The following is a 24198-nucleotide window of genomic DNA, read 5'->3' as shown; positions in this document are numbered from 1 at the left end:
CCATTGCCGGGTGGGATAAGGTAGATACTGTTTCTAGCGATTTTATCTCAAAGGACAGAATGTCATGAAAATCATCGCCGTCATCAATGCGCGTTCGACGTCAAGCCGCCTGCCGGGAAAATGCTTCGCCCAGATAACCGACGACTTGCAGACGTATCAAATTATTATTCAACGAGCCAAGCTGACCGGGCTTGAGGTTGTCTTTGGCACCAGTGACGATGCCAGTGATGATCGCCTGGCGAGCCTTGCCGCAGCCGAAGGAGTGGCCGTTTTTCGCGGCGCCAGGTTAAATAAAATCAAGCGCTGGCATGATTGCCTGGCCGCCCACGATGCCGATGCCATGGTTTGTATTGATGGCGATGATCTGGCCGTCGATTTTAATGTCGCAAAGCGCGCAGCCGATGCGTTGGGCGGCGGCGGCGGGGATGTTTACGAAGTTCCCGAAGATGTCGTATGCGGCCTGCTGACTTATGCTTTTACCCGTCAGGCAGTTGATAAAATGTTTGCCCTCGCCCCCGATCCGGAGACCGATACGGATGTGGTGTCGCGTTATATTGAGGCGGCGGGACTGCGAATCGCAGAAATTCCCTTAAATGACGACGAACGTGGACTGGATGTACGGCTAACCCTGGATTATCCCGAAGACGCCGAATTTTTCCGTCGTGTGTATGAAGTGATGCCAACGGATGCACCGGGTTCTGAAATTGCCGCGAAGGCTTTGAAACTGGGGCTGGTCGATATTAACTGGCACCGCCAGGGGGAGTTTCTCCTCAATCAACAGCAATTTAACGAGCGGGTGGATATATGAGTAAAAGCTGGCGCTTCGCAGGTAACGAAATGAAGTATATAGAGGAAGTCCTCGATAACGGCTTCCGCGCCGGTGCCGACGGGGCCATGACCGAACGGGTCGAGGCCCTGTTTGCCGAGACCTTCGGCCAACCTTTCGCCATCGCCTTTAATTCCGGCACCAGCACCTTGCACGCGGCCCTTGCGGCCTTTGGCGTGGGGCCCGGCGATGAAGTCATTATTCCCAACCTGTCACCGATCATGTGCGGGGTGACACCGGTGTTTTGTGGCGCGACCCCGGTTTATGCCGATGTTGGCTGGGATGATTTCCTGCTTGATCCCGTTGATGTTCGGGCAAAAATTACGGATAAAACCAAAGCCATCATGCCGGTTCATTTGTATGGCCAGGTTTGTGACATGGACGCGATCATGGCGCTGGCCAGGGAATTCGACCTTAAGGTCATTGAAGATTGCGCCGAATGTTTTCTGGGAACAGACGCCAAGGGACGTGTCGGCGGAACCATTGGCGACGCTGGTTCCTGGTCCTTTGAGGCCTCCAAGCATCTGGTTGCGGGGGAAGGCGGCATGATCACCTGTCAGGATGAAAACCTGGCCATGGAAATTCGCAAGTTCGGCGGGCTCGGCTTTGCCAACCTGACGGCGCGTTCGGGCAAGGTTCGCATCGACCGGGATAAATTCCAGAACCCTGACTGGCAACGCCACGACAGAATCGGGTTCAATTATCGGATGTCCGAACTGACCGGGGCTGTGGCGCTGGCGCAAACCGAGCGCATCGTTGAACTTGTCGATTTGCGAATCGCCGCCGGTAACGGCTACCGGGACCTGCTGGCCAAGTCTGAATTGCTAAGACCACAAAAATTACCGGCCGGCGAGGTCAACAGTTGTTTCACCTTTGCCGCCCGCTTTGAGGGCCTCGAGCAGGATATTGCCTGGGACGCCTTCCGCATGGCGTTCATCAAAAATGGTGGTGACGGCATTTATGCCTGCTGGCAATTGATCGGTGAGGAGCCGGCGATGGCTGATAAGGGAATCGGTTGGGGCGAGACCCCCGTCGCCAAAAAACTGCAACGGCGAATCATGCAATTCACCTCGAATCAACGAAATGCTGAAGAACGCGAAGTGCAGCAAAACGCGCTTAGGCAAACTCTTAATGAATTTGGTGATACGGTATAGGAAGGTGTGAAATTGGCTTGTTTGCCAAAAATACCTGCTTATGTAATATGAATGTCGTTAATTGGGCGCCGGAGAAACTGGCGCCGGATATCGAATTCCTGCTTCGGAGAAACTGATGTACGGTATCGAATTCTTTATGAACGGAGTTGAGCTCAAGGAGCGAATCCTGGCTGGCAGTGTCGGTCCGGGCGACGCTGAGCGTGTTATCGATGACCTGGAAGCTTTGCGCGACCGCAAACCCAACGTTTTTAACATCGAGACCACCAACTATTGCAATATGAGCTGTGTGATGTGTCCGCGCACGACGCTGATGACGCGCAAGAATGAATGGATCGATGACAATATCTTTGAAAACGTCCTTGACCAGGTCCGTCCCTACACTGAGGAAGAACTGGAGAACTTTTGGGATTTCGTCGAACAGCGATATGGGGTGACCCGGGAGACGCAAAGTGAAAACGGCTTCTATTTCCATATTGTTGCCCGCCATGTGACCTTGCATGGCTACGGTGAGCCGTTGCTGGATAAGTATATTCTGGATCGGGTTCGGGCCTGTTCGGAACGCAATATTCCGTCTTATTTCTCCTGTGTGCCGGCCAATATCAATCTTGAGCGAATCGAACAGTTGATGGAATTGGGCCTAGGTGTGTTGAAATTCTCCGTTGACGCCCTTGATGACGAAGGCCAGAAGAAAATTCGCGGCAAACGCAACGATTTCACCAATTCTTTCGAGAATATCCAAAAAGTCATCGATTTGAAGAAGAAACGCGGGTTTAAGACCACCATCGTCGTAACAATGATCGCTATGGGGGTCTCAAATGATGATTTAGAGACCCAATCACGGTTTATGGACATTTTCGACCCGCTGGATGTCTTTAATTATGTCAAAAGCCAGGATAATCGCTGGTATTTTGAAGATGATGACGAAATAGAGAACAAATCCCACTATGTCAGCGAATATTGCGAATATCCGTGGACGTCGCTTACGGTCATGGCCAATGGCGAGGTGGTTCCGTGTACCCAGGATTATGACACCGAAATGAGCTTTGGAAACGTCCGTGACCACACATTGGAAGAGATCTGGAATTCCGAATCCTATAAGGAATTTCGCCGATGGCACGTTACCGGCGATTTCCCTACTGGGAATAAGTGTAATGAGCGCTGCGATTTGCCAAAAATTTACCACAGATTGCAAAAAAAACAGATTCTGCTGCCTAATGTATTGAAATCATTAGACTCTTAATTCAGCCATTTTGTCCCCTTTTTGACTCAAAATAGGGTTTGACACGGAAAAAAACTGCGCATATAGTTCACGGTAAGAAATTGGAACGGATTCGTTTTAGTTTCTGACGAGAAGGAATCTCGTCACAGGGCAGAATAGCCCTGCTTTTATCCTAGAATAGGAGCCTTTAAGTTATGGCAAACGATGTAAATCTTAGTGCGAGTATTCGCACAAACCTCCTCTCCCTGCAAAGCACCAACGCTCTGTTCGAGCGTACGTCCGAGCGTCTGTCTACCGGCCTGAAAGTTAACAGCGCCCTTGACGGTGCCAGCCCGTTCTTTACGGCTCGTAGTTTGAACAACCGTGCTTCTGACCTTACCTCTCTTAAAGACGGTATGGGCCAGGCCGTTCAGACGTTGAAAGCGGCTGATAAAGGTATTGAGGCACTGACGAATTTAGTTGAACAGGCCAAGACACTTGGTGAGCAGGCTAAAGAAGCTTCAACTCAGGTTTCTAAAATCTCCAGTTTGGCTGTTGCTTCAACGACAAATAGTGGCTCGACTTTTGTTTCGGCTGCTTGGGCTGCTGTTGTTGTTTCAACGTCTGCAGTCTTGACCGTCGCCGTTACCGGTGGTGGCTCAGCGACCGTAACGTATTCGACCACGAATACAATTGCGTCAATCGTGACGGCTATTTCCGCAGCCGACACGGGTATTACCGCTACTTACAATACCACTTCGGACAAAATTGAAATCACTTCTTCTGCGGGTGTTGAGGTTACTCTTTCGGGTACATCAGCGTTTGCTACGCAAATGTTCACGATGGGCACCACCACGTACGGTTCTACGGGGTCCGGCACTGACGTTGCGTCACTTGAAGCTGACTTTGAAAAGGTCCTTGCCGAAATCAACAAACTGTATCTTGATGCCGGTTATAAGGGTATTAACCTCATCGGCGGTAACGACCTGACCGTAACAACCAACGAAAAGTCGACGAGCATTACCATTACTTCGACGACTTTGAACGTGACCGGCCTTAACTTTACGGCCGCGACCGCGGATTGGAGTGTCGCTGCTAATATCGATACATCCATCGCCGAAGCCAAATCCGGTCTTTCAACATTGCGGACCACGGCTTCTGGCTTTAGTACCGATCTTGGTCTTCTGCAATCACGTGAAGCTTTCACCAATGAGCTGATCCAGACTCTTGAAGCTGGTGCTGGCCTGTTGATCAACGCTAACCTTGAAGAAGAATCCGCCAACCTGCTGGCCCTTCAGACCAGACAGGCCCTGGGTACTTCTGCTCTGTCCTTTGCCAACCAATCGCAACAGAGTATCTTGCAATTGTTCAGGTAAGTTCAGAAAGTCTAACAACGGAAAACGGGTGGGGACTTTTCCCACCCGTTTTTTTTTGATTAACCTGTTGTCAAATAAATCAGTCTATTAACATGGGTGAGAGGTGGACAAATGCCCTTACGATTGAGACTAAAGCCCCATGAAAAGCTGGTGATCGGTAGCACTGTTATCGAGAACGGCCCCAAAAGCACATCTTTTCTGGTACATAGCAAAACAACAATTCTGCGGGAAAAGGATATCCTGACCGAAGAGGATGCCAATACCCCTGCGAAGCGAATTTATTATACGGCGTTGCTCATGTATCTTGCCGGTTCAATTGACGAGAGTAAGAATCTCCATCCAACTTTTTTTGAGCTTACCAAGCAATTTTTGGAAGCCTGCCCATCTCAGGAGGTTATTGAGATTATCAGTGAGCTGGGCACGCGCATTCTGGATGATGATTTTTATGGCGCATTGAAAAACGCCCGGGCCCTGATAAAATACGAAAAGAAAGTACTATTCCAGGATTAACAAAAAGGTTGGCCTATGAACCGTTCACCATATAGCGCATATGATAACCACATAAAAACGGTTGAAAGCCCGGGAGAAACGGATGCCGCCGTCCTGGAAAAGGCCGCCCAACTTCTGCTTGCCGCCAAGGAAACAGAAGATGATGAAGCATTTTATATGGCTCTGAATTACAACCAAAGAATATGGACGGTCATACAAACATATATGATCGAAGAAAACCCTCTACCTGAACAAATTAAATCAAATTTAATTAGTTTAAGCATTTTTGTAGATAAGCAGACTTATAGTGCCTTGGCCGAACAATCTCGGGCAAAACTGGATGTTTTAATCAATATCAATCGCCAGATTGCGGCTGGTTTCCGTTCATCACCTACAGGCAACGAGGCGACTGAATAGGTTGCTATCACCCCCTGTTTTAATGCCGTAATCCGGCGCTCTCCAAGGAAGATGTCAAGATGAATGATGGTGTAAATGATGATGGCATCGGGCAGCAGGAACATGCCTCAATCCCTGAAATCATGCAGCGTGCAGCCGCATTGCATAATGAAGGTGAACTGGAATCCGCAGAAGCCTTGTACAGAAAGGTACTGGAAGCCGATCCAGAAAATCCGGATGCACTTCATCTTTTAGGGTTTCTTGCTAATCAATTGGGCTTCTGGGAAGAAGGCGCGCAATTGATCGAAACCGCTATCGAAAGCGATCCTAATCAACCCCTGTTCCATAACCACCTCGCCAAAACTTACTTGGCGGGAGGGAATAAGAAAAAGGCAGAGCACGCATATCGTCAAAGCCTGGAACTAAAGAACGATGATCCAGATGTCATGAACGATTTTGGAAATTTATTGCGTGACAATAAATTGGCGCGTGGCGGCGACGATCTGTCTGAAGCTATCGACTTGCTTGGTAAAGCTGTTCTCATCAACCCTGAATCTCCTCAGTACCAGGTTAATTACGGCAATGCGTTACGTGATGACATGCAACTTAAAGAGGCGCGTTCCTGTTATGAAGAGGCCCTGAAAATTGATCCTGGTTTTGTCGGGGCTTTAAGTAATCTTGGACTTCTTTGCAGCATCAATGGTGATTTCGACGAGGCTATTGAGCATTTCGAAAAAGCACTTGCCATCGATCCCAACGATTTTGGCACGCTTAATAATTACGGCAGCGTCTATGTCTCCAGACGTCAATTAGACAAGGGGATCGAATATTTTATTAAAGCTGCCAAGAACGAGACAAACAATCCCTTGATCTATTTTAACCTGGGACGGGCCCTTATGCGCCTGCGCAAGGATGAAGATGCCCTTGAAATGCTCGGTAAGTCCTTGGAATTGGACAATAATCAGCCTTTGGTCATTTCCACTTTTGCTTCAACGCTCCGGTTGATGGAAAATTTTGTCGAAGCCGAAAAATTCACCAAAGATGCCTTGGAAATTTTCCCCGATAATCCCGTTTTACGCTGTGAACTAGCGGCTATTCACCAGTCTCTCTTTGAAATTGATGAGGCCGAACAACTGCTTCGTTCCATTCTTAACGATACCCCGAACTTTGCCCCCGCGGTGATGACGCTTGCCTTTATTCTGATCCATACCGGGGAAGAGGAAGAAGTCATCGCCTTGTTCCACAAGGCCCTCGAACTGTTGCCCGATGAACCGGAAGCCTCCTTCAATTATGCCTTGGCGTTGTTTTGTTATGGCCATTTGGAGGAAGCCTGGGAAAACTATGTAAATCGCTGGGATAACGAACAATTTTCATCCCCGGTCAGACATTTTCCGCAAAAGCAATGGGACGGTTCTTCCCTTGAAGGCAAGAGCATCCTTGTCTATGGGGAGCAAGGTTTAGGTGATGAAGTTCGCCACGCCAGTATGATCCCCGATATTATGGCCACAGGGGCAGAAGTTACCATTGAATGTTCAGCCCGGCTTGTTGATCTGTTTCAGCGCTCCTTCGAAGGCGCCAAAGTGTACCCGGCAAACTATGAGGAAGCGGAATCCGGGGAAGTTGACTTTGATTTTCAGACACCCGTCCTCGACCTTGGCCGTTATTTCCGTCCAACCATCGATTCTTTCCCCAGCGACCCAGATCACGCCTTCCTGAAGGCTGATCCGGACAGAAAAGTCTTTTGGGGGGAACGTTTGAAGGCGTTAGGAGACAAGCCAAAGGTCGGCCTTTCCTGGCGCAGCGGTCATGACCCTATTGGCCGTAACAAGTGGGGATCTACGATCGAGGAAATGGAACCGATTCTGTCGATCGACGGGGTGGACTTTATCAATCTGATGTATCTCGAATGCAGTGAGGACAGGGCAAAAATTCAGGAGCTCTACGGAGTCAACCTGCACACCTGGGATGATATCGATCTGAAAGATGATCAGGATGAATTGGCGGCACTGATTTCAAACCTTGATCTCGTTGTCAGCTATCCAACGTCAGCGGGTTATCTGGCCAGCGGTCTTGCCGTTCCGGTCTTCACATTCATTGCCATGAATATTCATCAAGTCTTGTTGGGCAACCCTGAAGCGCCCGGTTGGGCGCCGTCCATGCGGTTTTTCTGCAAACACATCAATGATAACTGGGACGCGACTTTTGTTGATGTAGCGGCGGCAGTGCGGGAAAAATTCGGTTTGTAACCAAGGGTTTACCAGCAGGTTCGTCCACCATCAATCGGTAAGACACTACCGGTCATATAGGACGATGCATCCGATATCATAAAAGCCACAGCGGCTTTATATTCATCCACGCTGGCCATGCGTCCCATCGGGATCAATCGGGCCAGACGTTCGACAAAGGCGTCGTCCTGATCCGTATAAACCCCGCCTGGTGCAATGGCGTTGGCGCGCACGCCTTTATCGGCCCAATATGTGGCCAGATACCGTGTAAGGCCGATCAGGCCACTTTTAACCACGGAATACGTAACCGGTTTGACGGGTTGCTTGTCCCCGGCAACGCCGTCTCGTTGGTATAGGCGCTGGTCAGGGGCAATAAGAGCCAGATCCGAGGCAACGTTGAGGATTACCCCTTTGCCAGCGCCAGCCATCACCGCCCCGAAGGTGCGCGAACACAGAAATGCGCCTGTCAGGCCCACGGCCAGATCGGCATCCCAAATGTCCCTGGGAAAACTCTCAAGGCGCGAAAAGTCATCACCATTTTGGTTTTCCATCTTGGGATTGTTGGCGGCGTTGTTAATCAGGATATCGATACGGCCGAACTTCTCGAGCAGGCTTTGGCACGCCGCATCAACCTGATCAGCCTGTGTAATGTCAACGCCCAGACCCAGACAATGACTGTTATATTCGGCGTTTAAGTCTTCGGCCGCCGATTGCGCACGCCCTTCATCCAGATCGATTAAAACAGCGGTGCCGCCGCATTCAAGAACGGCCTCGCCATGTTTTGTTCCCAGCAAACCACCGCCGCCGGTTATGACAGCAACCTGTCCTGAAAGATCGAAAGCGTCCCTGATGGTGGTTTTGCTGCTCATCGTGTTTGCCCTCCATCAACGGTCAATAAAGTGCCGGTGATAAAGCGGGCCCGGCGGGAGGCCAGAAAAACGACTGAATCAGCAATTTCCTGTGGCTCTGCAAAACGCCCAAGGGGCACTTCCGTCTCTATATAGCTTTTAACCTGTCCGGGATCCTGCTTGATTTTCTGATCCCATGTTCCCCCTGCAAACAGAACATTGCCGGGGGCAACCGTATTGACGCGGATATCATCAGCGCCCAACTGGCGCGACAGGTTCTTGGCGGCCATCTGCAACGCTGCCTTGGCCGCGCTGTAGGGAATTGGCGCCGGGATTGCCTGGCAACCGGCAATCGATGAAATGAATGTGATGCTGGGGTTATCCCGTCCTTTCAGGTAAGGCACGGCGCTTGACGCCAGTAGCATACCGCCAACCAGATTGGTCTTGATCATCGAATTCCAATCATCGGTTTTCAAATCCCAACCCGTCGTACCTTTTCCGGACCCGATATTGGCGACGACGGCGTCAATACTCCCGAAATGATCGTTACACTGGTCAAGGGCTTCATTGATGGCAGGAGGTTCGCTCAGGTCGCCACAATATGGCAGTACCCGGTCATCACCGTATTGGTCACGTAACGACTGGCAGGCATCCTCAAGTTTGTCCTTGTTGCGGGCGGAAATGTGCACCCGGGCGCCCTCGCTTAAAAAACAGTCGGCGATGGCCAGACCGATACCCCCGCTTGAGCCGGCAACGACGACGATTTTATCTTGCAACCCTAAATCCATGACAAATCCATGACAAATCCTACATCATTCCGGGCCGGTTGCCATATGGCGTTCAACGAATAGACGATTGCTTGCTGCCAGGGTGGTTTCATGACCTTCTTCACCCCGTGCGGCTTGCAGTACAAAATGGCGGGAAAAACCGCTTTGACGGATAAGGTTGAAGCAGGTCGGCAAGTCAGCATTTCCCTGCCCCAGAGGGACTGTGCCGCCAGCAAGGGCGCGGTCTTTGACATGAACACTGCCAAGATAGGGCCCAAGGGTGGTCAATTCTTCAGTCGGATCGAAACCGAGCGAGGCGCTGTTGCCAATATCAAAATTCATCCGGACAGCGGGCTGATCAATGGCCTCCAGAATTTGTCTAAAAACAACAGGCTGCAGATCTGTTTCAAGATGTAATTCCAGGCCAAGTTTGCTTGCCAGCGCTCCTATATCAGTCATCAGGGAGATGATGCCGTCGCGTTGCCCGGGCGTGCTTAAGGACGAGGCATCGACAAAAGGCAGCACCATATAAATGACCGGCAGTTTTGCAGCCTGGCGCATCAACCATTGTAAATGATCGACTGTCGCTTGATGGGGAACACCCTCCCGGTCGAGCAGGTGTTCCTGCATATAATAATCAGCGCAAATTGAGCGAATATCGACACCGCTTTCGGCGCTCAATTGCTTCAGTTCGGCAATCCCCTGTTCGCTTCCAAGGGGGTTTTGTCGATCATGAGGCTTTTCGTAAATCCATTCGATGCAGGCAAGTCCGGCTTCGTTTGCCAATGAAAATTCATCACGCCAGCGGGTTGCCGGAAAGGCCTGAAATCGTCCTTCAAAGGGCGGCAGCAAACGGCCTTGCATGATCCCCACATCGGTCATTTTTGTGGCTCGACCAACTCGATAAAGGTGCCGTCCGGGTCCTGGCAGAAGGCGACCTTTGCGCCGCCGTCAGGCGACAGGGCAGGGGGGGCGTTAAAATTGATACCGGCCTCTATCATGCGTTGGTATATCTGATCCAGATCACTGACGTTGAGCGCCACATGAGTAGGACCAATGGCGGTAAGCGGTGTGGCTTCTGTTGGCTCTGGCTGGTCGAAAAGCAGAAGTTCGACCAGCGTCGGTCCATCCGAACCAGCCAGTTTTGCGGTTCGTATCCTGGCCTTGTCCATGCCCAGAAGTCCGTCCAGGAATGGTCCGGATTCGGCAACCACATCGGCGGTATGCAGGCCAAGCAAGTCACAGTAGAAGGACAAAGACACTTCCATGTTGCTGACGACGATACCGACGTGGCGGACAGACGTCATCGCGCTCTGCCTTTCAGGACGTCGTCGATAGATTGCTCCAACACATCCAGCCCTTCATTAAGGGCGTTTTCCGGGATTGTCAGGGGCGGGCCTATTTTGATTGATTCCCTTCCGGTGTGAACAAGCAGCAAGCCTTTACGCAGGGCGCATTCGCAAATATGGCTGGCCAGTTCACCACCGCCGTTTTCAGTATCCAGATCACGAATAATTAAGGAAGCCAGCATACCGGCGCCAAGAATATTTGAAATATGGTCGGGATACCGTCGCTGCAGTTCCTTAAGGCGTTGATGTAGAATGTCTCCTTTTTGACAGGATTGCTCGATCAGCCCAAGGCGTTCAATTTCACGCAGGTTGGCGAGACCGGCGGCGCAACTCAAGGGATTTGCCGAATGGGTGCTGCTCATGGAGCCGACATCAGGCAGGTCCATGACATCGGCGCGCCCCAGAACAGCGGCCAGAGGCAGCGAAGAGCTAATACCCTTGCCGCAGCAGATGATATCGGGCGTGACGTCGTAATGTTGATAGGCGAATTGTTTTCCTGTGCGACCAAAACCGGACTGAATTTCATCGAAAGAAATAAGGAAATCGTTGGCGCGGGCGCATTCGGCCCAGGCCTGCACGTAATCGGGCGGGAAAAAAGCCGCAGCCCAACCAATGTAGGATTCAAAAATCACGCCGCCCAGATCACGGGCAACATCAATGTCCTGTTCCTTCAGGTTTTCCATATCACGCTCAAAGCGGATGCGACCGCTTTCGTTTAGCGGGTTGCCTTGCTCGTCCCATGGATAGGGGAAGGGCAGGTGGAAGATATCCGGATCTTCAAATCCTATCCACCGGCGTGCCGCTTTTGTACCGCTGATTTGTGCAGCACCCAAGGTGCGGCCATGGAAACTGCCATCGAAGGCTATGACCCCGTGGCGTCTTTTCTTTTTTTTGTCGGCATAAAGGCGGATCAGCTTGAACGCCGTTTCTGTCGCTTCGGTTCCGGCTGAAACCAGATAGGCTTTTTCAAGTTCAGGCGGAGTGCATTCGATTAATGCCTGCAGGAAGTCGGCGCGGACTTCCGATGCATAGGTGTAGGTATGCAGCAAATCCTGATCCAGGGTCTCGCGTAAGGCAGTGCTAATGGCGTCATTGGCGTGTCCGGCGTTGGCGACGAAAATGGTCGATGTGAAATCAATCCAGCAGTTGCCCCATTTATCGAAGACCTGAAAATCCTTGGCCCGATCCCAAACAATGGGCATTTGGCCATGCATGGAACGGGATTCAAATTTGTAAAGCCTCTCAAGGATGGGGATAGACTGCGGCACCGGAATGGCCGTTTTGATGCAGCGGAAATAGGTCTTAACGGGCGGAACTTTGAGCGGTGTGCGGGTGAAATCAAATGCGGCCATAACGCTCAAGCCTTCCCGAGGGTGTCAAGTTTATCGATCAGAGGGTGGCCGTGTTGATCGATGGTATATTGCAGATAGTCAAAATCTTCCGGCGCGTCGATCTCGATGGTGAAGGGCGTGATGAAACTCTGAATTTTTGAGCCGTACAGGGTCCCCTCGTTGATCAGGGTCTCACGGCGGACAATTTCAACGTATCCATTGGGGTGATAGGCAATCGGAAAGGTTTGACGTGGCAAGTTGAAGTATTCTGGCCTGGGATCATCAGGGAACAGGCCGCATAAGTAGCCATCCTTGATCCCCATCATTTTTTGTGGCGGTTCGGGCAATTCATGGGCCGAACGCAGTCCTGTTGCTTCAGGGGTTTGTTGCAGTCGGGTAATGGCCTCGTCAATCACTGCCGAATCGCGCAAAGGTGTTGTCGGCAACAGCATGACCATCATGTCAGGCTTGTCGTTTTCAAGCGCCAATTGATCAAGCGCGTGGGTCATGAAATCAATCGCTGGCGACAGATCACCGGCCAGTTCGGGTGGCCGCATAAAGGGTACTTCGGCACCGTATGAGGTGGCGATTTTGGCGATTTCAGGACTGTCTGTGGAGACGATGATACGATCAATGTTTGCGCATTCCCGGGCCGCTATAATCGAATAGGCAATCATCGGGTGACCACGCAAGGTGCGGATGTTTTTTCCCGGAACCCCTTTTGATCCACCACGGGCGGGAATGATCGCGCATTGGGATGTCATTTGATCTGGGCCTCCGCCGAAAAGGGTTTGCGGGCCACGGCCAACAGCATCACTTCGTTTGAAAACCGAATAAATTTGTTGATATTTTCCGGCCATGGCGCATCCATGTGCGGGCGGAACGGGATTGGCAGCTTTCGTATCAAGTAGGTGAGCGGTTTCAATGCCGGGTTTTCCCAAACCGCCGGCAGTTGGATAAAATGCTCGGCCCGTGCCCCTTCAAAACCGCTTAAGTGCAAGGCGTCTTGCAGGGACAAGGCGGTAAACGGCGTGACGTGGGTGTGGTCACAATAAAACGGCCCCCAATGGGTATGCGTCCAGCTGGGTGTCATAATCACTGCCGTACCACCGGGGCGCAGGACATCAAAAGCCTTTTTCAGCATGACGGTTGGGGTGCGTGTGTGCTCGATCACCGATTTTGAAAAAACAAAGTCGAAGCTGTCGTTCTCAAAGGGCATGGGGGCGCTATCAAGATTGGCGACACGGACATCAAAATCAGGCGAAAGTATGGGCGCGGATGGCGAGATATCGGTTCCGGCGACATCAAATCCCAACTTGGAAAAAGCCGATAAAAATTCACCCCGTCCGCAGCCCATGTCGAGAAGTCGTCCCTTGGTCGGGAGACGGTTTTCGGTGATCCAGGTGGCCAATTGGGCCGGATAGGGGCCGAACGGTGCGCGTTCTTCGCTATAGGTCACGTCAAGATAGGATGCCTGCTCCATAACCGATTGTGCGGGCAAGGGCGGTGGTCCGCCATGGACCTGCCAGTCCCATGTTTCGGAATTGAAAGCCTTGTCGTCTATATAAACATGTGCCGACGGTTTGGTCAGGTACAGTTCGTGATAACGAACGCCCCAGTCGGTCATTTGTTTTTCAGTCACGGCCCGCCAATCGATACCGGTGGTGGCGCCGCGCGCGGTTAATAGAAGGATCTGGTGGCCTGCATCAAACAAACGGTTAACCACCTCGATGCGATCGCCGAACGGTTCCGCAGCTTCGTATTCACCTTCAGTGTTGGTACACAAGGTGCCGTCAATATCAAAACAATAGGTTTTATGTTCTGGCACGGGCGGAACACTTAATTCCAATAACGGAGTTTTTCGGCGGCGGATTTTTCCCCTTCGGTGATGGTCCGCTCCCCGTTGCCCAGGACAATTGGAATTTTTCGTATTTGGGAAATCAGCTGTGTCAGGCCAAGACCTTCCAGTGAGGCGGCCTGATCAGACCCGTACATGGTCCGCTCAAGGGTGATATGACGTTCAATGGAAGTCGCTCCCATCGCAGCAGCAATCAGGGATGGCGATACGGAAGCTTCGTGGCCACTGTATCCGACTGGGCAATTAAAACGCTGGCGCAAATACTGGATGCCACGCAGGTTTAAACGTTCTTCAGGAACCGGGTATTCTGCAACTGTGTGCATCAAGGTGTAGGGGCACTTTTTGTTGGTGAAGACATCGACGGCATACTGAATATCGTCATAGGTACACATGCCCACCGAAATGAAGGTGTGTTTGCCTTCACTGGCGACAGCTTCCAGGAATTCCTTGTGAGTGGTCATGGCCGAAGCCACTTTATTGAACGGGCATTTGTATTTTTTTAAAAATTCAAGCGACGGAATGTCCCAGGCAGATGCAAACCAGTCGATCTTAATTTCTTTGCAATAACGGTCTATTTCGTCGTATTCCGCCTCACCGAACTCCAGCCCTTCCTTTTGCTGGCGCTGGGTGGTTCCCCAGGGGCTTTCGCGGGGGCTATCAAGCATTTCCTGACTATAGACAATATCAAGGGTACGTTTCTGAAATTTAACAGCGTCACAACCGGCATTCTTCGCCATATCGATCAACTGCTTGGCAATATCGATATCACCATTGTGATTAATGCCTATCTCGCCAATGAAGAAGACGTGTTCGCTAACCGACCAGGGCTCCAAAAGGGTAGTGTCTTCCATAAATGTAACCTTTTCTCATGTCCTCCCACATAGGTAAGACTTTTGATGGTGTCTAATCTAGTTAATTAAGTATTTCTGATGGCTTAAATTTTCCTTGAATGAGTAAAAAACGGGGCTGGCTATTGAAGGTTCTGGAAGAAAGGAGGCGTGATAACTTGCTGACAAACAAAAGCCCCGGGCATTTCCATAGTGGAGCCCGTGCGCTGGATATAAGCGTCAAACCTTTGGGGATGAAAGTTTGTGAGAGCCGCAGGGAAAAGGGACCGAACGGCATGCCAAGGCACCTATACCTCTACATTCACCACCCGACCAGTCGGCTGATCCGTGTTCAATGTGGAACTGTTGCTACTTTCCTGAGAAGACGCTTCTTCGACTTTCGCGCCAGCATTCTCATTATCGGGCTTTTCATCAACCGCGCTTTGCGTCGGTTTATCGATGAGCTCCTTTAACTCCCGATTTTTGGCAACAGCATTCTGCACTAGCATCGATGTGACGCTAAGTCCAGACGGTCCACCTATTTCTTTAAAGTCCATCATTCTGATGCACCACTATTTCTGTTCTAGAAAAAACAATCTCTACTACACTTCGGCACCCAAAATAGCATAAAAGATAGAAAAACACACCCTTTTTTTTAAAAAATGCCAAAAAAATTTATTTTTGTGCAATTTCAATATGTTATGGCGTATTTTTCGTGATTAATAGGGGGGATAATTATCCACAGGGAATGGTTTTTCGCAGTAAATAAAGCTGTTTTTAACAATATATTATTCACGAGTCCCAATGGTAAAAGCACTGAAACCAGTCACTTAAAGCGTTCTTTATTGTTAGTTCATAAAGTTAAGCAGGCTGAGCTGGCGAATACGAGCCATGGCCGAATATGAAGCCTCCAGGGCTGTTTGTTCGTCCAGCATCTTTGTATAGACCGCCAGAGGGTCAATATCCTCAAAATCAGCAACTTTTTGATCGTAGAAGGCGACCAGGGATTTATTAAGTGCGTTCGTTTGGTCTATGAGGACACGATCAAAACCAATATTCATGGTCACCTGATCAAGACTGCTGGTCAATTCGGTTCCATAAGGAGGCGTTCCCCCCGGATTGCGTTGCAGGGCGCTATCCATCAAATAACGAATGTCGGAAACCCGCGATGTATTCTGATCCAAGCCACCAGCAGTCTGGAATTGCCCCTGGGCGATAATAAACAGGCCGCGAATAGCCTTTTCAATGGCCGGATCAACGCCATTCAGGTCAACGTTGAAAGATCTGCTTTTGTTGACGCTATGGGTTTGGGTGACCTCGTCACCCTGATAGTAGGACATATTATTAGTCATGGTGAGCGTATCACCGGCAACATTGGCATCCGGTGTTACCGTGGTTGTGATGGTTTCTGTGGCCCCAACGGTAATAACGCCGCCAGAATTACTAGCCACCGTGTAAGTGCCATTATTGGCGGTGGTATCGGCGCCTGAAATGGTAATGGTGGAGCCAACGGGAATATTGGCAAAGGCATTGGCATTGGCCGTTGTGGTGGCAATTGTCGCCGTATTGTCGGAGGTCACGCCGCCATTGATGGGGGCGACCGTTGCCGTAAAGGCGGTTCCTGCTGTATCGGCTGTCAGGGTCAATTGACCCGCCCCGCCAGCGGCGGCGGTAACCCCGAGTGCAGCGGTGTTAATAGCGGCGAAGAAATTATCCCGAATAGCATCAAGGTTGGCCTCGGCACCGGTAACCGTATAGGTCACGAGGGTGCCGTTGATGGTTGCGGTGTACTTGTCACCGGCCTCAACAGTGCCGCCGATGGTGACGGTGTCGACCTGGGCCGTAACGTTTGTGGTGGCGATGGTTCCCCCCGCACCGGCGGTAAAGTTAAGGGCCGTGAAGCCGGCGGCCGGGTTTGACGGGTAACCCGTTGTGGCGGTTAATTTCGGGTGAATACTGTTATCGCGGTAGGTCGGGTAGGTGACATTGGCCCCATCCCACTTGGTTTGCAAATCGCTCAGCGTGGTCAGGCCCAAATCAACGGGCTGGGTGGTGGCTCGTCCGCCACTGAAAAGAAATTGACCATTAACGTCCGTATTGAGGAAGGCCTCCATGGTCTGCAACGTCGTGAAGGCGACGTTTTGAATGTCGCGAACCTCCAGAACCCCGGTCATGCTTGTTGCTTCAAACTTGATCAAGTCCTTGCGAAATTCCGATAACGCATCGTCAATGCCATCCAGGGCTGTGCCGGTAACGGTAAGACGCATGTCCATCAAGGCGTTGGTGCTGCTGAAATTGTCCAGAACTGCGCGGGTCGTCTCGATGGATATCAGGCGCTCGGAATCCTTGGCGATGCCGGTATAATCCTGACTGTTTTTTTCGGTCGCGACTTGCACCTGCTGGTCCTGCAGACGCGATTGCGTCTTCAACATTAGTTTAATTAGTTCGTTATTTGATGACAGTGTTGAAATACGGCTCATTGCTCACATCCTAACCGATGGCCCTGTCGAGGGCATCAAACATTTTCTGGATGACCGTGATCAGTCTGGCGGCGGCCGAATAAGCCTGCTCGAACAAGATCAAATTAGACATTTCCTCATCCAGATTGACGCCCCGGAATGAATCTGATTTTAACTGCAGGCTATCTCTTAAGGATTCCTGGAAGTTCTGATCAGCTTTGTTGTCATCGGCTAAATTGGCGTTTGTGGCGACAATGGCGGCGGCATAGTCCTCGAATGTGGTGTTCAGGGCCGCGATACCGCCAGAGGTATCGAACTGGTTGTTGGTCTTGAAAAGGCTGGCCAGCTGGCTGGCAGTTGTGTCATCACCAATACTAAGAAGATATTCACCGGCGGCGCCCCGGTTGGCGTCCCATTGGACCGCCACGGTCGAGATTTTTGCCGGTGTCGAGGCGATGTCACTACGAACGCTTAGGGTGCTGGCGACACGAACATCACCGTTATGCATCCCCAACGTTGTTAACAAGGTGTTGGCCGCGGCTTGAGTAACGGTCATGCTGGAACCGGAATCATGGGCTATACGCAAACGATGACCTGATCCGTCGGGAACAATCGTCGCCGTAATGCCTGTTGTCGCGGTGTTTATTTTCGTGGCGATCGTGCTCAGGCTATCGCCAACGGCGATGGATACCGTGGTTCCTAAAATACCGCTGCTGTCGCGCACTGTTAAAGTCGCCGCAGATGCGGTGAAGCTGGCGCTGATGACATCGGTTTCGAAGACATTTTCGGCGAGGTTATCGACGAAGAAGTCATTCAGGCCAAAGAAATTTGAAAAGCCGGACACGGTTTCATCAACGACACCGTCGGCGTTTGCGTCAAAGGCGATCTGCGCATCGGCGGCGGAACTGCCGTCTGCGCTGGCGCTCTGGTCCCGGAAGGCCAAATTCAGTGAGGTTGAATTGAGGCTGATATCAAGTTTGCCGGTGGTTGCCGAAACGGCCGCCGTCGCCGTTGTCGCGCCATTGGCGATTAACCATCCCTGGACGTGGGCTGCAACTTCATCAATCGTCCAGGCGGCGTAAGAAACCTTGGCATCATCATCGGTTCCGGCACCGCCATAATTGACCTGCATAATGGTGTTCAGGGTTGTTGTCGCCGATTGGTCGCCACTGTTGGTAAACAACGAAATGTTGACATCGTCGGCGCTGCCGGTGGGGTCGAGTTCGATGGTCTGTGTTGACGGTGAGACGAACACACGCGACCCCGACATCGACTGGGAGCCGGGGAAAGGGGTGCCTCGATTGTGGATTTGGTTAAAGGTATCACGGATTTCTGCGGCCATTTCATCCAGTTGGCTTTGCAGATTGGGCAGGATCGTATCACGCAAATCAATCAACCCTTTGACGGTACCACCGGTGACATTGTTGGTGATGTCATTTCCGACAATCGCCGTGCCGACATAAAGTCCGTTAAGGTCTCCCTCGGCAAGGGTTGTGGTTGCGGTTACCGAACTGGCTGCATTATGGGTCAGGGTCGCAGGAACGTTATCCACCAGGGTGCGCCCGGCAGAGGTAAATACGACAACATCGCCGTCGGCACGGTAAAAGTAACTGATGTCTATCAACTGGGCGAGTTCGTCCAAAGAAGCGTCACGTAAATCCCGCAGATCTGAAACGTCTCTGCCGGTCGAACCATAACGGATGATTTTGTCGTTAAAATCGCCAAGCTCGCTCGATAAGGCGGTGATTCTTATTGCTGTATCTGAAATTCCCTCATCGGCCTGCAGGCGCAGTTCCTGTATGGCGGCGCTCATTTCCTGCAGTTTCTGGGTCATGTCACTGGCCCGGCGCACCATTTCGGATTGATCCAGGGTTTTTTCCGGCGACAGGGCCAGGGTTTCCAGGGCTTGTGTAAATTCGGCAATGACGTGACTTATTGATATATTATCGCCAGGGGCGCCAAACATTTCCTGCATGCGTTCGTAATAGGGAGTTTGGGCGGCAAATTTTTCAAAATTGCCAATTTCCGCACGCAGATTTTTCAACAAACCTTCATCAATGGTGCGTTTGATTTCGCCAATTTGAACGCCGACGCCAGAGCCCGCAACAACCCGTGATTCAATCTGGACTTCCTTGCGGGAGTACCCTTCAGTATTGACATTGGCGATGTTATTGGCGACCGCGTCAAGGGCCGCCTGGTTTGTTAAAAGACCACTTTGTGCTGTTCTCAGCGCGCCTGTGATTGTACCACCCATTGAATTATTCTCCCAGAATTTCTACAGAGACCGATCCAGCGACAGCGCCAGATTGCGTGGTGCAGAATGGACGTCTGCTTTGTCGGATGTTCCTTTTGCCGAATAGATTCCCGGCCCGGGCTGCTGTGATTTAACGGCCTCGGCGACCATTTCGACGACCCGGCGGTTGGCTTCGATGGTGATCTTCAGAAGTTGTGCGTTCTCCCGGATCATTAAATTGACCTTCTCGCCCAGTTCACGCAATTTCTGGCGTAGTTCCGGATCCACTTCGGCCAATGCCGCAGGATTGTCCATGATGCCTTTGATGCGGCTTTCATAGATGCGGCTCAGATTGTTTTTCTCGTCAAGATAACGGGTCGCTTCCTTGGCATCTCTATCGCCAAGTGCCTTGTTTTCCTTACTCAGAAGGTTTTCCAGTCGCTCGGTGATTTCAATCAGGTCAGTAATTCTTCCTGTTGCGTTCATGACTAATTCGCCTCCTGGAGTTTGAGCATTTCACGGAAAATATTGTCGGCGATACCGATACCGCCTTTGCGGGAGATGGCTTTGCCGAATTCATCAACTTGCAGCGAGCGCCACATATCTTCGCCGCTGCCGCCACCAAAAGGTTTTTCAGCGCCCAGATTAGCAAACATCGGTTTGAGCATCTGGCTTAGGAAAACCGCTTCAAAATCCTCGGCGACTTTGCGGATTTGCTGAACATCGCCGCTGGCGACGGGCCTTGCTGTCCGCCCGGCTGCCATCATCGCCGTATCGGCCTGCAGGGCGTTTGCTGTGGTCATTGAAGTATTCATTACATCACCTCGATGGAGGCTTGCATCGCGCCTGACGCCTTGACGGCTTGCAGGATCGTGATCATGTCGCGCGGTCCAATACCCAACGCATTCAGTCCGTTGACCATTTCTTGCAGGGTGATCCCTTCATTAACAACGGTCAATCTTTGATCTTCGCCCTGGTCAACGGCGACATCAGTGCGGTTGACCGTCGTCGTGGTGCCAACTTCGGCAAACGGACCAGGTTGTGAAACCTGCTGGGCTTCGGTAATGCGGATCGTCAGGTTGCCCTGGGCAATGGCGACGGTGCTGATGCGAACATTTTCACCCATCACGATAATGCCGGATTGTTCGTCGATAACGACTCTGGCCATCTGGTCAGGCTCGATGCGCAATTGTTCAATATCGGCCAGTAGATTGAAAACATCACCAGCGTAATCTTTGGGTATTCTGATTTGTACCGTTGTCGGGTCAGTGGGGGTCGCAGCAGTGGTTCCAAGGAACGCATTGACGGCCTGCGCGATACGCCTGGATGTTGTGAAATCAGGGTTGCGCAGGGTCATTTTAATTTTTTTCAAACTTGCCAGTTCAAACCTGACTTCACGCTCGACGATCGCCCCGTTGGCGATACGGGCGCTGGTCGGAACACCTTTTGTGATGGTTTCGGCGGCGCCAGCGGCGGCGAAACCACCGACGGCCAATTGACCTTGGGAAACGGCGTAAACTTCGCCATCTGCACCAAGGATCGGGGTTACCAAAAGGGTGCCACCCAACAAGCTCGATGAGTCGCCCAGGGAACTCACGGTGACGTCAATGCGAGATCCCTTGCGCGCGAAAGGCGGCAGCTCGGCTGTGACCATGACCGCGGCGACGTTGTTTGAATCAAGTCCGGCATCGGTTGGTTTGACGCCAAGACGATTGAGCATGGCTTTCAGACTCTGCTTGGTGAAATGGCCATCGGCGAGGCTGTCACCCGTGCCGTTAAGGCCAACGACGAGGCCGTAACCGACCAGCATATTCTCGCGAACGCCTTCAAATTCTGTGATGTCCTTGATACGCGAGGCTGACTGAGCAGCGGTGGCGGCGATCATGATGATGAACAAACCCGCGACAATTGGCAGCATAATCCGCTTTAAGGGGCGAAGAACACAGCCCACCTCGATCATGCCGTGGGGAGTTGGAGCCAATTCATTCATTTTAATTCTGCCGATCATTTTTTCTTTCCGTATCAACCTGTCAGGCCCTTTGAAATTGTTTTGTGCGGGCTTCTCACCCCTTAAATATGCGAAAATCGTGCCAAATATTAACTTTTGTCAGTGTGTTGTTTTTAAACAGAAATTTTCTAATTTCATCGCCGTTGCCGGTAAAGAATGCCGTTCTTTGATGTTAAGCTGTGGCATATATTGCCGGGTTGGCTGATTTAGGCCTTATCGCTTGAGATCGCGGGCTGCAGAGATCATTTCATCGACGGTTTTAAAGACTGTCGCCGATGAATTGTAAGCCGTCTGGGTCATCATCATGCGGGTAAACTCGCCAGCCAGATCGACATTCGAGACTTCATGGGTGCTGGGCAGGAATGATGCGTAGCCTGTTTTGTCGGCATCGACGACCCGGGCGACACCCGATTCCTCGGTTTCCCGATAAACATTTCCGTTGTATTCCTCCAGCGCGTTGGCGTTGGAAAATTGCGCCAGCGGGACTTTATAGACCGTCCGAAATGTCGAATCATCAAATGTGGCGATAACCTGGCCCTTGCTGTCAAAGCGGATCGACTGTGCATTGGCTGCTGCATAACCATTACTGGAATAGCTGAATGGCAGGAAGTTTCCAGCAAACTGGGAAAGTTCACCAATGTCCATGGCGACAGTGGCGGTAGCCGCCGGGGATGATCCTTCGGGCGGGAACGTCAAAGCCAGTGACACCGAACCCGAGGCAGGCGATGTCATTATTCCCTTGGAATCGAATACCAGGCTGGTGACGGATGTTGTCGTTGTTTCCGACGGCGATACGTTGGCCGTAGGGGTGGCTTTCGTCGCCGTGTTATCTCCTAAGGCGGCAATATTCGGGGTTGGCGTTGATGAACCCGCTGAACCAGTCGTTGCGGTGACGGCGGCCGCCGTATGGGTGAAAGCCGTACCGGCTGCGACTGCCGTCAGGGAAACGATTCCTCCACCCGGGGCGGTCGCGGTTGTAACGGCTGCCGTCGGACCATTGCCAACAATAGCTGCTGCCAATTTTATGGCGATATTATTTCGGGCTATGGCGTCAGTACCGGTGCCGTCGCCGCCATTATCAGTTAAATCCGTGCCGATGACGGCATATGGGACGGCCCCGATCCCGTTTACATTCACCGAAACGGTATCACCAATGGCGAAATTACCGGTCATTGTTACGCGGTCAATCTGGGCGACGGCAGCGGTATTTGTTGTTGATGGTACGTTGGTAAACGATGTCCCCGCCGTATCGGCGGTCAGGGTCAAAGCGGCGGAGCCACTGCTTGCAGCCGTAACTTTAACGCTGGCGTCGGCGTTGATGCTGCTGACCAGGGCGTCTCGAATTGTGGTCAGGGTGTCGGAGGCACTGGCGGTGACACTGAAGGTCGTGCCCGCGAGAACTGTCGAATAAACATCGCCAGCCTCGATCGTTCCGGCCAGGGTCAGCGTATCGACCTGGGCGACCGGGGTCTTGCCGACGCTGGTCGATAAATTCCAGGTGTTGGTCGCTGTTTTGGTGAAATCAAGCCGGACGGAACGGGCATTGCCGTTGGAATCATAAATTTTGATATTGTAGTATTGGGCATCACCAGCTTTTGCAGTCTGGGTGGTTGAACTGGAAATTGTATTATCGGCGACGGCACCGACGTTTGTCGTTGCGCTGGAAACCGTCAGGGTTGTGCCCTGAGTCTTGCCGGTAATCAGAAGTTTACCATCAACGGTACTTGCCGATGCGGTTGCCCCTGCAGCAACAGTCGTGTTGGCATTAATGGCGGCGACGAAGGCATCGCGTACAGCATTCAAATTTGCCTCAGCCCCTGTCGTTGTATAGGTCACCGTTGTGCCATCGACGGTCACACTGTAGGTGTCACCTGCCTCGAGGGCGCCGACTGAGCCTGCCATGGCGATTTCAGAGACATGATTGACTCCGGGGCTGTCGGCTGACGGTAAATTCAATTTCAGGGCGGCCGTTGTGGTTGTCTGCCCGGATACAGCAAAGGCATAAGGGTCGATGCGAAGGGACGATAAGGAGGTATTGGTAAACAATCCGGTGGCCGGGTCTGCCGTCCAGCCTTGCAGGAAATAGCCGTTTTTATCGACCAGGTAACCGTCCTTGGAGATTATGGTGTTGGCGATGGTGTTGTTGTTAGCATCAACCGAAGGGGTGCCGGTTACGGAAATATCGTTGACGGTGGCCATTTCAAACGATCCATCGCGTCCGTAATAGGTCTGACCGCCACCGGTGGCACTGGAATTGAGAACAAAGAAACCCTGACCATTGATAGCCAGATCCAGATCACGGTTGCTGATGACGATGTTGCCCTGTTGGGTGATCTGGTTCAAATCCTTGGGCCTAACGCCGCCAATATCCGATTGTTTATCAATGGTGTTGCTAAGGAGAGTCGAGAAATTGGTGTCAGTCCGCTTAAAGCCGCCCGTTGTCACATTGGCAATATTATTACCAATTGTGGCCAGAGAATGGGCTTGCGCCCTCATTCCAAGGGACGGGATTGTAAAGGCCGAATAAACAGGCATTTTAATGACTCCACTATATTGAACCATCGCCATATCCTGATGGCGGACGGAATATTCCACTAATTTATAAGCAAAATAGATGCCAACTTACTTGTCTTGATAACCATTTGAATTTAAAAGATATTATATCTGCCCAAGATCGTGCTGGAGGCCATTATGGTCGTATCTACCTGGTCGGCGCAGATATTGCCGGGTTGGCGGCATCTCTGACTTGCATTTCTTAAGCGTGCAGGGCTTGTCGTAAACGCAAACAAGGCTTATTTTTTAATGAGTTGTTAGGGCCGATGGGGGATGATGGCGGCTTGTTCATGGCAACTCT

22 protein-coding genes are annotated in these 24198 nt (G+C 51.5%); 7 read left to right on the top strand and 15 right to left on the bottom strand.

Annotated features, from left to right (window positions below; all coding sequences use genetic code 11):
* Window positions 1–64 precede the first annotated feature (64 nt).
* The 7 genes from HOL66_14960 to HOL66_14930 all read left to right on the top strand — a co-directional run bounded on the left by HOL66_14960 (window position 65) and on the right by HOL66_14930 (window position 7685).
* Window positions 65–808: a hypothetical protein gene (locus HOL66_14960; protein MBT5245536.1), complete on the top strand. Its 744-nt coding sequence runs from the start codon at window positions 65–67 to the stop codon at window positions 806–808.
* A complete protein-coding gene (locus HOL66_14955; GenBank protein MBT5245535.1) occupies window positions 805–1980 on the top strand; it encodes a DegT/DnrJ/EryC1/StrS aminotransferase family protein in 1176 nt (391 codons plus the stop codon). Before HOL66_14960 ends, HOL66_14955 begins: the two co-directional genes overlap by 4 nt.
* Window positions 1981–2095: 115 nt before the next feature.
* Entirely contained in the window at window positions 2096–3220 is a 1125-nt protein-coding gene (locus HOL66_14950; GenBank protein ID MBT5245534.1) for a radical SAM protein, read from the top strand.
* A gap of 173 nt (window positions 3221–3393) precedes the next feature.
* Window positions 3394–4554: a hypothetical protein gene (locus tag HOL66_14945; protein ID MBT5245533.1), complete on the top strand. Its 1161-nt coding sequence runs from the start codon at window positions 3394–3396 to the stop codon at window positions 4552–4554.
* A 150-nt stretch (window positions 4555–4704) separates the two neighbouring features.
* Window positions 4705–5064 (top strand): flagellar biosynthesis repressor FlbT, encoded by a 360-nt coding sequence (gene flbT / locus HOL66_14940; protein MBT5245532.1) that lies wholly within the window; start codon window positions 4705–4707, stop codon window positions 5062–5064.
* 15 nt (window positions 5065–5079) lie between these two features.
* On the top strand, window positions 5080–5460 hold the full coding sequence (gene flaF / locus HOL66_14935) for a flagellar biosynthesis regulator FlaF (protein ID MBT5245531.1): 381 nt from the start codon (window positions 5080–5082) through the stop codon (window positions 5458–5460).
* A gap of 59 nt (window positions 5461–5519) precedes the next feature.
* Window positions 5520–7685, top strand: a complete 2166-nt coding sequence (locus HOL66_14930) for a tetratricopeptide repeat protein (GenBank protein MBT5245530.1) — start codon at window positions 5520–5522, stop codon at window positions 7683–7685.
* A gap of 8 nt (window positions 7686–7693) precedes the next feature.
* Here HOL66_14930 and HOL66_14925 read toward each other — a convergent pair whose 3' ends face one another.
* From HOL66_14925 to HOL66_14855, 15 genes are all read right to left on the bottom strand, one after another.
* Window positions 7694–8533, bottom strand: coding sequence for an SDR family oxidoreductase (locus HOL66_14925; GenBank protein MBT5245529.1), 840 nt, complete (start codon window positions 8531–8533; stop codon window positions 7694–7696).
* The gene (locus HOL66_14920; protein ID MBT5245528.1) at window positions 8530–9300 is read right to left on the bottom strand and encodes an SDR family oxidoreductase; all 771 of its coding nucleotides are present in this window, start codon (window positions 9298–9300) and stop codon (window positions 8530–8532) included. The genes HOL66_14925 and HOL66_14920 overlap by 4 nt, the downstream gene beginning before the upstream one ends.
* 24 nt (window positions 9301–9324) lie before the next feature.
* A complete protein-coding gene (locus HOL66_14915) occupies window positions 9325–10161 on the bottom strand; it encodes a sugar phosphate isomerase/epimerase (protein ID MBT5245527.1) in 837 nt (278 codons plus the stop codon).
* On the bottom strand, window positions 10158–10586 hold the full coding sequence (locus HOL66_14910; GenBank protein ID MBT5245526.1) for a VOC family protein: 429 nt from the start codon (window positions 10584–10586) through the stop codon (window positions 10158–10160). Before HOL66_14910 ends, HOL66_14915 begins: the two co-directional genes overlap by 4 nt.
* Entirely contained in the window at window positions 10583–11980 is a 1398-nt protein-coding gene (locus HOL66_14905; protein ID MBT5245525.1) for an aminotransferase class III-fold pyridoxal phosphate-dependent enzyme, read from the bottom strand. The genes HOL66_14910 and HOL66_14905 overlap by 4 nt, the downstream gene beginning before the upstream one ends.
* Window positions 11981–11985: 5 nt before the next feature.
* A complete protein-coding gene (locus HOL66_14900) occupies window positions 11986–12723 on the bottom strand; it encodes an acylneuraminate cytidylyltransferase family protein (GenBank protein MBT5245524.1) in 738 nt (245 codons plus the stop codon).
* The gene (locus tag HOL66_14895) at window positions 12720–13787 is read right to left on the bottom strand and encodes a class I SAM-dependent methyltransferase (GenBank protein MBT5245523.1); all 1068 of its coding nucleotides are present in this window, start codon (window positions 13785–13787) and stop codon (window positions 12720–12722) included. The genes HOL66_14900 and HOL66_14895 overlap by 4 nt, the downstream gene beginning before the upstream one ends.
* A gap of 11 nt (window positions 13788–13798) precedes the next feature.
* The gene (locus HOL66_14890) at window positions 13799–14668 is read right to left on the bottom strand and encodes an N-acetylneuraminate synthase (GenBank protein MBT5245522.1); all 870 of its coding nucleotides are present in this window, start codon (window positions 14666–14668) and stop codon (window positions 13799–13801) included.
* A gap of 284 nt (window positions 14669–14952) precedes the next feature.
* The gene (locus tag HOL66_14885; protein MBT5245521.1) at window positions 14953–15204 is read right to left on the bottom strand and encodes a hypothetical protein; all 252 of its coding nucleotides are present in this window, start codon (window positions 15202–15204) and stop codon (window positions 14953–14955) included.
* Window positions 15205–15492: 288 nt separating this feature from the next.
* Window positions 15493–17124, bottom strand: a complete 1632-nt coding sequence (locus tag HOL66_14880) for a hypothetical protein (protein MBT5245520.1) — start codon at window positions 17122–17124, stop codon at window positions 15493–15495.
* A 10-nt stretch (window positions 17125–17134) separates the two neighbouring features.
* Window positions 17135–19357 (bottom strand): flagellar hook-associated protein FlgK, encoded by a 2223-nt coding sequence (gene flgK / locus HOL66_14875; protein MBT5245519.1) that lies wholly within the window; start codon window positions 19355–19357, stop codon window positions 17135–17137.
* A 21-nt stretch (window positions 19358–19378) separates the two neighbouring features.
* A complete protein-coding gene (locus tag HOL66_14870; protein ID MBT5245518.1) occupies window positions 19379–19822 on the bottom strand; it encodes a hypothetical protein in 444 nt (147 codons plus the stop codon).
* A gap of 2 nt (window positions 19823–19824) precedes the next feature.
* Window positions 19825–20139, bottom strand: coding sequence for a hypothetical protein (locus HOL66_14865; protein ID MBT5245517.1), 315 nt, complete (start codon window positions 20137–20139; stop codon window positions 19825–19827).
* An 11-nt stretch (window positions 20140–20150) separates the two neighbouring features.
* Window positions 20151–21296, bottom strand: coding sequence for a flagellar basal body P-ring protein FlgI (locus tag HOL66_14860; GenBank protein MBT5245516.1), 1146 nt, complete (start codon window positions 21294–21296; stop codon window positions 20151–20153).
* Window positions 21297–21557: 261 nt separating this feature from the next.
* Entirely contained in the window at window positions 21558–23879 is a 2322-nt protein-coding gene (locus HOL66_14855; GenBank protein MBT5245515.1) for a flagellar hook-basal body complex protein, read from the bottom strand.
* Between the last annotated feature and the right edge of the window lie 319 nt (window positions 23880–24198).

The organism is Rhodospirillaceae bacterium, assembly GCA_018662005.1.
Lineage (GTDB): Bacteria > Pseudomonadota > Alphaproteobacteria > Rhodospirillales > JABHCV01 > JACNJU01.
This window is presented reverse-complemented; position numbering and strand designations above follow the sequence as displayed.